Annotated in this window: 9 protein-coding genes; all 9 read left to right on the forward strand. The window is 62.3% G+C overall.

All coding sequences use genetic code 11. The annotated features are described in order from the left end of the window. Nucleotides 1–1,092 (forward strand): aminotransferase (locus ABY403_RS08175; RefSeq protein WP_372840285.1); only part of this gene is annotated, 1,092 nt, incomplete at its 5' end. Nucleotides 1,093–1,154: 62 nt separating this feature from the next. After that, nucleotides 1,155–2,648, forward strand: coding sequence for a M81 family metallopeptidase (locus tag ABY403_RS08180; RefSeq protein WP_372840286.1), 1,494 nt, complete (start codon nucleotides 1,155–1,157; stop codon nucleotides 2,646–2,648). 18 nt (nucleotides 2,649–2,666) lie between these two features. Next, the gene (locus ABY403_RS08185) at nucleotides 2,667–3,560 is read left to right on the forward strand and encodes a MurR/RpiR family transcriptional regulator (RefSeq protein WP_372840287.1); all 894 of its coding nucleotides are present in this window, start codon (nucleotides 2,667–2,669) and stop codon (nucleotides 3,558–3,560) included. Continuing rightward, complete coding sequence (locus ABY403_RS08190; protein WP_372840288.1) at nucleotides 3,553–4,896, forward strand: aspartate aminotransferase family protein; 1,344 nt, start codon at nucleotides 3,553–3,555, stop codon at nucleotides 4,894–4,896. Before ABY403_RS08185 ends, ABY403_RS08190 begins: the two co-directional genes overlap by 8 nt. Before the next feature lie 23 nt (nucleotides 4,897–4,919). Then, the gene (locus ABY403_RS08195; RefSeq protein ID WP_372840290.1) at nucleotides 4,920–5,756 is read left to right on the forward strand and encodes a 3-keto-5-aminohexanoate cleavage protein; all 837 of its coding nucleotides are present in this window, start codon (nucleotides 4,920–4,922) and stop codon (nucleotides 5,754–5,756) included. A 513-nt stretch (nucleotides 5,757–6,269) separates the two neighbouring features. Beyond that, nucleotides 6,270–7,385 (forward strand): succinylglutamate desuccinylase/aspartoacylase family protein, encoded by a 1,116-nt coding sequence (locus ABY403_RS08200; RefSeq protein WP_372840291.1) that lies wholly within the window; start codon nucleotides 6,270–6,272, stop codon nucleotides 7,383–7,385. Between the two features lie 45 nt (nucleotides 7,386–7,430). Further along, complete coding sequence (locus ABY403_RS08205) at nucleotides 7,431–9,026, forward strand: peptide ABC transporter substrate-binding protein (RefSeq protein ID WP_372840292.1); 1,596 nt, start codon at nucleotides 7,431–7,433, stop codon at nucleotides 9,024–9,026. A 48-nt stretch (nucleotides 9,027–9,074) separates the two neighbouring features. Next, nucleotides 9,075–9,998 (forward strand): ABC transporter permease, encoded by a 924-nt coding sequence (locus ABY403_RS08210; RefSeq protein WP_372840293.1) that lies wholly within the window; start codon nucleotides 9,075–9,077, stop codon nucleotides 9,996–9,998. After that, the coding region (locus ABY403_RS08215) for an ABC transporter permease (RefSeq protein ID WP_372840294.1) at nucleotides 9,988–10,805 on the forward strand (818 nt) is incomplete at its 3' end. The genes ABY403_RS08210 and ABY403_RS08215, both read left to right, overlap by 11 nt.

The following is a 10,805-nucleotide window of genomic DNA, read 5'->3' on the forward strand; positions in this document are numbered from 1 at the left end:
ACCTCGCATGAGCCGGTCATCGAGTTGTCGGAACGCTTGGCGGGGCTTGCGCCCGATGGCATCGACAACTTTTTCTTCGCAAACTCCGGGTCAGAGGCCAATGACACCGCAATGCGTCTGGTGCGGACCTATTGGGCGGCAGAGGACAAGCCCGAACGGCAGGTGATTATCAGCCGCGACTATGCCTATCACGGCTCGACCATTGCGGCGGCAAGCCTTTGCGGGCTACCCGGTATGCATGGCGCGCCCGGCTTGCCGATCGCGGGCATCTCCCATGCCAAGGCACCCTACGCATGGGCTGCGGGCCGCAGCAAGGATGACGCCGAATATGGCCGCGAAGCCGCCGATGCGGTGGAGGCGAAGATCCTTGAAGTCGGCCCCGAAAACGTTGCCGCCTTCATCGGCGAGCCGGTCATGGGGGCGGGCGGCGTTATTACCCCGCCACCGGGGTACTGGGCGCGGGTTCAGCAGATCTGCCGCAAATATGACATCCTGCTGATCTGCGACGAGGTGATCTGCGGGTTCGGGCGCACTGGCCAGTGGTTCGGCGCCCAAAGCTACGACATCCAACCCGACATCATGTGTATGGCCAAGGGTCTGAGCTCTGGCTACCTGCCGATTTCGGCTGTGGGGGTGGGGGCGCGCGTGGCCGAAGTCATGCGCAGCCGTCCGGGCGTGTTTTCGCACGGGTTCACCTATTCCGGCCATCCCGTCGCCGCAGCCGTGGCGTTGAAGGCGCTTGATATAGTCGAGGTCGAGGGGGTGGTGGAACATGTGCGCAGCACCGTCGAGCCGGCGTTGGCGCGAAGGCTGGGTGCCCTTATCGACCATGCGCTGGTGGGCGAAGTGCGCGGCATCGGTGCCATGTGGGCGCTGGAGTTGACTTCGGACAAAAACACCCGCGCGCCCTTCACGCCGACCGGATCGGTTGCCACCCGCGTGCGCAACCTCTGCTTCGAGCGCGGCCTTGCAACCCGTGCCGTGCGCGAGGGGCTCGTGTTTTCACCGCCGCTGATCATCACCCCCGCGCAGGTGGATGAAATGGCAGATATCCTGACCTCCTGCCTCGATACCGCCAGCGCCGAGCTTTGAACTCTCGGGGCGGCCCCGATGCCGCCCCCTGACAAGACACTGCCTTGAAACGGAGACATGCTTTGAAGATCGGAATCGCCCGCCTTTGGCACGAGGCCAATTCCTTCACCCCGTCCCATATCGGGCTCGCGCATTTCTTGGGCCGGGAATACGGCAAGGGGAACGAAGAGGCGCAGGTCTTTCGGGGCACGACGGTGGAAACCGGCGGGGCGTTCGGCTGGGCAGAGCGGAGCGGGGCGCAGTTGGTCTTTTCGCGCCTTGCCGCATCGGCACCGGGTGGCCCGGTAGAGCAATCCGTTCTGAACACCATCATCGACGAGATCGCGACCGATCCCGCCTTTGACGAAGTGGATGGGATTTACCTCTCGATGCACGGCTCCTGCCTTGGAACAGACGATCCGTCGCCTGAAACGACGCTGGTGACGCGGCTGCGCGCGCGCTTCCCAGATCTGCCGATCGTCGCTTCCTTCGACATGCATTGCATCCCGACACCGGCGCTGGCTGCGGCGTTGGACGGGGCCACGATCTACCGCAAATATCCCCACACAGACATGCGGGAAACTGCAGAACGGGCGCTGGACTTGCTTGCGGCGCTGATCCTTCGGGGCGGCGGGCACGGCGCGGTGACGCTGGCGCGCTGCGATCTGGTTTTGCCGAGCTTCAACATGCGCACCGACGAGGCGGGGCCGATGACCGAGATAGAGGCTCTGGCCCTTGCGTTAGAGGGCCAGGCCGCGGCCAAAGGGCTGCCGATCACGGTGTATCCCTATGCCAGCTTTGCCTATGCCGATAGCCCAGAGGCGAATGCGGGCGTAATGGTTACCAACCTGACCCCGGAGGATGCCACGGCGGAGGCCATGACGGCCGAGACTGCCAGCCGGATGGTGGCCGAGATGCGCAAGCGACGGGCGGCCTTCATCCCCGATCTGCCGACGGCAGAGGCGTTCATGGCGACCGGGTCTTGGGCCGACGGGCGTCGCTGGGCGATCCTTGAGCCGTCCGACAACCCGATGTCGGGTGGTGCCGGAGATACGCCCGGCCTGTTGGCCGCCGCCCTGAAGGCCGATCTTCCCGAAGGCTCTGTTTTTGCCTTCTTTGACGATCCGGGCGCGGTTGCGGCCGCGCGCACGGCAGGGAAGGGCGCGCAGATTGCGCTCTGCCTCGGCGGGCGGATTGATGACCGGTTCGGCGCACCGGTGCCGGTTGAGGCGGTGGTTGAACGGCTGACGGATGGGCGATTTGTGAACACGGGCCCGATGGAAACCGGGATCGCGGTCAATCTTGGCAATACGGCCGTGCTGCGCGTCGGTCCGCTGAAAATCCTTGTCACCAGCGGCGGCTATGCGCCCAATGATCCAGAGTATTTCCGGCTGCACGGGATAGATATTTCCAAGGTTCCGGTGCTTTTGGCCAAGGCAAAGAACCATTTCCGCGCCTCTTTCGGCACACAATTCGACGCCTTCGCCCAAGTGGAAACGCCGGGCCCTGCGATGGCCGAGGCCACCAAGCTACCGTTCCGGCATATCCCGCCCGAACGGCTTGACCTGACCCGCTGAGAAATCGGAACCCGAGAGATGATGACCCTTCAAGACCTCCATTCACTGATCGTGAACACCCTGCCGAACCTGCCACGGCAGGTTGGTCAGGCCGGGCGTCACGTGGTTGACCATCCCGACGCTGTGCTCATCTACTCGATGCGGGATCTGGCGGCGCGGGCCGGTGTTTCGCCCGCCACGCTGCTACGCCTGACACAGGCGCTGGGCTTTGAAAGCTGGGCCGATTTTCGCGCTGTCCACGCCGATAACCTGCTGCGCGCGCCCGACGCCTATGCAGATCGCGCCAAGCGCGTGTTGCACCATTCAGGCTTGCCTGCGTTGGTGGAAGAAAGTTTTGCGGCACACCGCGCCAATCTGGACCATGCCGCGGCAGTCAATCCACCCGAGGTCTTTGGCCGCGCCGCAGCAATCCTTGCCGAGGCTGACCGGGTCTTCATCTCGGCTTTCATGAGTTGCCGTGGCCCCGGGCTGACCTTTGCCTATCTTTGCCGGATGCTGCGCGACAATGTGGCCTTTCTAGGGGGCGAGGCCTCTCCTCTAGCAAGCGATCTTGCGCTTCTTCAGCCGGGCGATGCGGTGCTTTCGATCAACTTCCGGCCCTACGGGCACGAGATTGACAAGGTGGCGCGCGCGGTGGCCGACAGTGGGGCCAAACTGATCTGCCTTTCCGACAGCCGCGCAACGCAGGCCACGCGGGTTGCGGCCGAAACGCTGATTTTCCCGATCGAGGGGCCGTCCTTCTTCCCCTTGATCACCACCGCCCATGCGCTGGTTGAAAGTTTGATCGTATCGCTGCTGGCCCGCTTGGGCGACGACGCAACCCAGCGCATTCGAAAGATCGAGAACGCATTTTACGAGAGCGGGACCTACAGTTCCGTACATAATCAAAGAAAAGAAGACAAAGATGAGTAATGTCTTTCACCGATCAGCGTTGACCACCCCGCCGATGGCCACCCGCGCCTTGGGCCAACAGATCACCGACGTTGCAGGCCGCAGCTATCTGGACGCCTCAGGCGGCGCGGCGGTGAGCTGCATCGGCCATGGCGATCCGCGTGTGGTGGCGGCTGTTTCCAAGCAGATCGCGCAACTCGACTATGCCCATAACGGCGCTTTCACCAGCCAGCCGGCAGAGGAACTGGCCACCCATATCTGCAACGCCGCAGGGCTTGGCATGACCCGCGTTTATTTCGTGGGCTCCGGGTCCGAAGCGGTCGAGGCGGCGATCAAGATGGCGCGACAGTGCCAGATCGAGCGCGGACAGGCGGGGCGCCACATCGTGATCTCGCGCCGTCAGAGCTATCACGGCAACACGTTGGGCGCGCTGGCGCGGTCGGGTAGCGAAACCCGGCGCGCGCCCTATGCCCCGATGTTGCCCGACCGCACGCAGGTCATGCCCTGTTTCTACTACCGCTACGCCGAACCGGGCGAAACACCCGAAGCATTCGGTCGCCGCGCCGCCGATACGCTGGAGGCAGAGATCTTGCGGCTGGGGCCAGAAAACGTCGCGGCATTTCTGGTTGAGACGGTGGTCGGCGCGACCTCGGGTGCGGTCACGCCGGTGCCGGGCTATTTCACGCGCATCCGCGAGATTTGCGACCGTTACGGCGTGCTGCTGATCTGCGACGAGGTGATGTGCGGCGTTCACCGCACAGGCCCCTTCCTTGCCTGTGCCGCAGAGGGCATCGCCCCGGATATCGTGACCCTCGCCAAGGGTTTGGGCGGTGGGTATCTGCCAATCGGCGCGGTTGTCTGCCGCCCCGAGGTGCATGACAGCTTTGCGCAAGGTTCGGGCACTTTTACCCATGGCCACACCTACATGGCCCATCCGGTGGTCTGTGCCGCGGCGCTGGCGGTGCAGCAGGTGATCGTCGAAGATGGTCTTGCCGCGCGGGTGGTCGAACAAGGCGCGGCGCTCGAAGCGGCGCTGCGGGGGCGCTTGGGCCAATATCCGCATGTGGGCGACATTCGGGGTCGGGGCTTGCTTTGGGCGGTGGAACTGGTCGCAGACCCGGAAACCTCTGCGCCATTCGACCCCAAGCTGGGGATTTCGGCACGGATTGGTGCCGAGGCGAAGGCGCGCGGGCTTCTGGTTTACCCCGGCAGCGGCACGATCGACGGGTGGCAGGGCGACCACGTCTTGCTCGCCCCGGCGTATTCGATCGGAACGGAAGATCTGGAGAAGATCGCGGATGTTCTTGCGACCTCGATCGAGGTGGTGACGCGCCGCACGGCTGACGTGGTATCATGAAAAATCATCAAAGAGAAAAAGACGTGAGCAAACCCTGTATCATCTGTGTGGCCATTACCGGCTCGCTCCCCAAAAAAGCGGATAACCCGGCGGTGCCAATTACAGTCGAGGAACAGATTGAAAGCACCCAAGCCGCCTTTGAGGCGGGGGCAACGATCTGCCATGCGCATGTGCGCGACGAAAATCAGGAACCGACATCGGACCCTGAGCGCTTCGCGCGTCTGGTCGAAGGCGTGCGCAAGCATTGCCCTGACATGATAATCCAGCTTTCAACTGGCGGTCGCACAAGCGCAGGCAAGATGCGTGGCCAGATGTTGCCGCTAAGGCCCGATATGGCGTCACTTTCTGTCGGGTCGAATAATTTTCCGACGCGGGTATACGAAAACCCGCCCGATCTGGTGGATTGGCTTGCGTCAGAAATGCGCAAGTACGACGTGATGCCAGAAGTGGAGGCGTTTGACCTATCGCACATCTTCAAGGCGGCCGAGATGAATGCCGATGGCCGCATCGCGGGCAACGCCTATGTGCAGTTCGTCATGGGCGTCAAGAATGCGATGCCTGTAGACCGCCGCGTTTTCGATTTCTACGTCGAGACAATGGGGCGCCTGCTGCCGAAGTCGGAATGGTGCGCAGCTGGGATCGGCCAGCACCAGTTGACCGTCAATGAATGGTCTGTCGCTGCGGGCGGACATGCGCGCACGGGGTTGGAGGATAACGTGCGCCTCGACAAGCACAGGCTTGCCCCATCCAACGCCGCACTGGTCCAGCGGGTCGTCGATCTTTGCGACAAATACCAGCGCCCCGTGGCAAGCGCCGCAGAGGCGCGTTCCTTGCTTGGCTTGGCGCAGAAAGGTCACTGAGCGAATGGGAATGACCCTTCATCATGGTTTCCGCAATGCTAGCAGCACCCCCAAGATCATTTCGATCGAGCGGCAGCAGACCGCCCGATGGGCGAACAGGGGCCGGCCAAACCTGCGGCAGGTGCGAGTCTCTCGCGTAGATTGGCGTCAAATCGGGGCCGTGCAACGGACGCTTCACACTATGCGCGGGCAAGGATTGCCTAAATCAGTCGCAGCTCATGCCCCGGTTTCCAGCCATTTCAACAGAGCGCGCCACGACACTGATCGCCAGGGTCGCAAGGTGAATCGCGCCATCGCATTTGCCGGGCGGTGCGGCCAATTTCGTTGCCTAAGGGACTGTAAATACGGTGAAATATATACGCCCTCACAATCGTCTGACAACACCTTCCAGCGTCGGTGCGTGGGGGCGGGTCTTTATTGCCCGATGCGACCCGACCCTGCACTTTGTTGCTTGACTTGTTCCGGCGAGCCAACCAGCTTTTGTCGAATTAATTCATTCTACCACGTGACCCCATGAAAACCGAAACTGTCCCCCTCACGAGCGCAAGCCCGGGTACTAGCCGAACACTGACGCGTCATGTCTGGGGGGGCGGGGGCCAGCGGCCCAAGATTTACCTGCAAGGCGCCTTGCACGCCGACGAGATGCCGGGGGCGATCGCGCTTTGGCACCTTATGGATCTGCTCGATGTGGCCGAGGCCGAGGGCAGGGTCGTCGGCGAAGTTTCGGTGGTGCCGTTCGCCAATCCGATCGGGCTGACGCAATGGGTGCAAAACAAACCCCAAGGGCGTCAAGACCTTGAGTCGATGCGCAATTTCAACCGCCATTACCCAGACCTTGCGGCACTGGTGGGTGACGGGCTGGAGGGAAAGCTTGGCGACGAGGCGGAGGAAAACGCCCGGGTGATCCGCGCCGCCTTCGCCGCCGCGCTTGCCGCCGAGACGCCGAAATCCGAGGCGGAGGAAATGCGAATCCGGCTTATGCAATGGTCGCATGACGCCGATATCGTGCTCGATTTGCATTGCGACCATGTCGCGCTGATGCATTTCTACGCCTCTAGCGCGCGGCCCGAGGTGACTGAACTGCTTGGTCGGGCAACGGGTGCCAAGCTTGCGCTGATCGAAGATATATCAGGCGGCAACGCGTTCGATGAGGCGCATACAGCGCCGTGGGCGGCACTGCGGAAGCGCTATGACGCGCGCTTCCCGATTCCGGCGGCCTGTTTTTCGACCACCCTAGAATACCGCGGCCAGAACGATGTTGACGATACCGTGGCGCAGGCGGATGCGGCCAAGCTGATGACCTTTCTTGGTGCCGTGGGCGCGGTATCGGGCGAACCAGCACCAGCCTATCCACCGGCCCTGCAAAGGCCGCTCGGCGGTGCTGGCGAGGCGTTCGCGCCACAGGGCGGAATCGTGACCTGGGTCCGTGCACCGGGCGCTGAGGTCAGTGCCGGCGAAACCATCGCTTGGGTCAGCGACCCGGTTGCGCGCCGCCGCATGGCTGTTGTGGCACCGGCGACGGGGCTGCTGTTCCGCCGCGAGCTCTGGACGCATTGCCTTGCCGGACAAAGCCTCTGCAACGTCGCGGGCGATACCATTCTGCGGCGTGGAAACCTGCTTTCCGATTAGAAGTGAAACCAAAAAACAAAAACCAACCTGACAGGAAGTGTAACGATGAAAACAAACAAAATTGCCAAGTGGTTTGCCATAACAGCCATATCGCTCGGTCTTACCGCCGCCCCGGCGCTGGCAGGCGACATCCTTGACCGTGGCCTTGGATCGGAGTGGTCCTCGCTTGACCCGCAGGTGAACTTCGATGCCAACGCGGGCTGGATCATGTCCGATGTCTACGAGGGGCTTGTCACCTTCGGCCCAGGCGGCGTCATACGGCCCGGCGCGGCCGAAAGCTGGGAAGTTAGCGAGAACGGGCTGATCTACACCTTCCATCTGCGCGACGGGGCGAAATGGTCGAACGGCGACCCGCTGGTGGCGCAGGATTACGTCAATTCGGTGCTGCGCACGCTCAACCCCGACACGGTCAGCGACAAGGGCTACTACTTCTATTCGGTGGTGCAGGTGAAGGGTGCAGAGGCGCTGGCAAACGGCGACACTACCGACCCCTCGACGCTTGGCGTGACTGCGCCCGACGCGCGCACGCTGGTGATAGAAATGCTGACGCCCGCGCCGCATATCCTTGATATCCTTGGGGCGTTCCAGATTCCACCGCTGCACTCGCCCTCCTACGAGGCGCATGGTGCGGGCGTGTTCATCGACCCCGCCAAGGTGGTGTCGAACGGTGCCTACGTGATCAAAGAGGTCGTGCCGCAAAGCCACGTGCTGCTAGAGCGCAACCCGAATTACTGGGATGCTGCGAATGTTTCGATCCCCTTCGTGAAGTATCAGGTGACCGAGGATGTCTCGACCGAGTTGAAGCGCTATCAGGCAGGCGAAATCGATATCACCTACGATATCCCGGCCAACCAGATCGAAAGCCTGCGCGCGTCGATCCCAGATCAGGTCGAAATATATCCGATCATCGAAGAACTTTTCTACACCTTCAACCTGACCCATGACGCGCTCAAGGACATCAACGTTCGCATGGCCTTGTCGCTGGCGATCGACCGCGAAACGCTGATGAACAAGATCGTCAAATCGGGCGCGGTGCCGACCTATTCCTACGCCGGTGGCTTTGATCCGACCTATGACGGGCCGCTTATTCCGGGTGCCGAACTGACCCAGGCCGAGCGCGAGGCCAAGGCGAAAGAGCTGATGGCGGCGGCGGGTTACGGGCCGGAAAATCCGCTCAAGATCAACATCGTCACCACGGTAAGCGATGCGCGCATGAAGATGGCGCAGGGCGCGGCGCTGATGTGGAAAAAGGTGCTGGGTGTCGAGGCAACGGTCGAACCGGTCGAGGTCAAGGCTTGGCTCGATTCCTTCTACGCTGGCACTTGGGATGTCTTTGCCGACGACCTTGTGGGGGATTTCGCCGGGGCGGAAAGCTTCCTAGCCTATATGCGCCCAAGCGCCGACAGCGGCTACAATTGGGACAAGCCCGAGTACGACGCGCAGATGGACATAGCCGCCACCAAGGCCGACATGCCCAGCCGCAATATCGAGCTGGCCAAGGCGGAAAAGATCCTGCTCGACGACGTGCTCTTCGCGCCGATCGCGCGGGAGGCAAGCCGGCATTTGGTCAGCCCGCGTGTCCATGGGTTCGAGCCGTCGGTGGGCGAGTATATCCTCAGCCAGTTTCTGACGCTCGAGTAAGCCAGCGGGGGCGGTCTTCGGGCCGCCCCCCATAAGATGGAATATCCGATGCTGCGATTTGTCGGCAAAAGGCTTTGGAATGGTTCGCTGACGCTTTTCGCGCTGGTGACGCTGACATTTTTTGTCATGCGGCTGGCGCCGGGCGGGCCGTTTTCACGCAACCGCAAGATCAGCCCCGAGGTGCAGGCCAATATCGAGGCGGCCTTTCACCTTGATGAGCCGGTCTGGCAGCAGTTCGCCCGCTTCGTCTGGGGGCTGCTGCACCTAGACCTCGGGCCATCGACCCGGTTTCGCGACTATTCCGTAGGCGACATTATCGCTTCGGGTTTGCCCTATTCGCTGACCATCGGCGCTTGGGCGGTGCTGCTGGCGGCCATTGTGGGCATCGCGCTTGGCATCGCCGGGGCGATGCGCCGCAACGGCTTTACCGATTATGCCGCCGGCACCGTAGGGGTGATCGGCATCGCCATCCCGATCTTCGTGATTGGTCCGGTGCTGCAAGTGATCTTCGCGGTGCAACTTCAGTGGCTTCCGGTAGGAAGCTGGAACGACGGATGGCGCTCGTTGGTGCTGCCGGTGGTGGTGCTGGCCCTGCCGAACATCGCCTATATCTCGCGCCTCACCCGCGCCTCGATGATCGAGACCATGCGCGAAAACTACGTGCGCACCGCCGTGGCCAAGGGTATCGGCCCCGTCCGCACGCTATTGGGCCACACGCTGGAGGGGGCACTGATACCGGTCATCGCCTATCTCGGCCCGGCCACTGCGGCGATCATCACCGGCTCGATCCTGATCGAGACGATCTTCGCACTGCCCGGGATCGGGCGTCACTTTGTAGATGCCGCACTCAACCGCGACTACCCGTTGGTGATGGGTATCACCTTGCTTTACGGCGCGTTGCTGATCCTCTTCAACATCGTCACCGACCTGATCCGAGCTTGGATCGACCCGAGGTTACGCAATGTCCGTTGACGCAGATCCCCTTATCGTGGCCGCGCCCGTCCGCCACGCCTCGACGCTGCAACTTCAGTTTCGTCGCTTCCGCAAGCACCGGTTGGCGATGGTGTCGGTCTGGATACTTGCGCTGATCGTGATCGCCTGTTTTTTCGGCCCGTTCCTGTTTCCCTTCACCGGGCAGGACGCTGATTTCGACAATATCGGCGCGCCGATCGACCTGTTCTCGGCACATCCGTTCGGCACCGACGATTTCGGCCGCGATCTCTTGGTTCGGGTGCTCGAAGGCGGGCGTGTCTCGCTGACCATCGGTTTTCTCGGTGCCATCGTCGCCGGGGTCATTGGCGTGTTCTACGGGGCAGTCTCGGGCTTTCTCGGCGGAAGGGTCGATGGGATCATGATGCGCCTCGTCGAGATCCTTTTCGGCTTTCCCTACGTGATCCTTGTGATCCTTTTGAGCCTGCTCTTCGGCGGCGGTAACATCGCACTGTTTGCGGCGATCGTCTTTACGCTTTGGTTGACCCCGGCGGTTGTCGTGCGGGCGCAGGCGCAGGGTTTGGCGCGCAAGGAGTTTGTCGAGGCGGCGCGGGCAGGGGGCATGACAGGGCGGCAGATCGTGTTTGAACATATCGTGCCAAACTCGCTTTCGGTGGTGATCGTTTACGGCTCACTGCTGGTGCCCGAAGTGATCCTTTCAGAAAGCTTCCTGTCGTTCCTCGGCATCGGCATCAAGGAACCGCAGGCGAGTTGGGGCAACCTGATCCAGACCGGCACATCGGCGATGGCCACAGACCTGCGCCTGCTGCTTTTGCCCGGCACTCTGCT

This window comes from Phaeovulum sp., assembly GCF_041596715.1.
Lineage (GTDB): Bacteria > Pseudomonadota > Alphaproteobacteria > Rhodobacterales > Rhodobacteraceae > UBA6213.

Coding starts and splice junctions, on each gene's coding strand:
- ABY403_RS08185 (WP_372840287.1), top strand. CDS start 2,667: ATGATGACCCTTCAAGACCTCCATTCACTGATCGTGAACACCCTGCCG.
- ABY403_RS08190 (WP_372840288.1), top strand. CDS start 3,553: ATGAGTAATGTCTTTCACCGATCAGCGTTGACCACCCCGCCGATGGCC.
- ABY403_RS08200 (WP_372840291.1), top strand. CDS start 6,270: ATGAAAACCGAAACTGTCCCCCTCACGAGCGCAAGCCCGGGTACTAGC.
- ABY403_RS08205 (WP_372840292.1), top strand. CDS start 7,431: ATGAAAACAAACAAAATTGCCAAGTGGTTTGCCATAACAGCCATATCG.
- ABY403_RS08210 (WP_372840293.1), top strand. CDS start 9,075: ATGCTGCGATTTGTCGGCAAAAGGCTTTGGAATGGTTCGCTGACGCTT.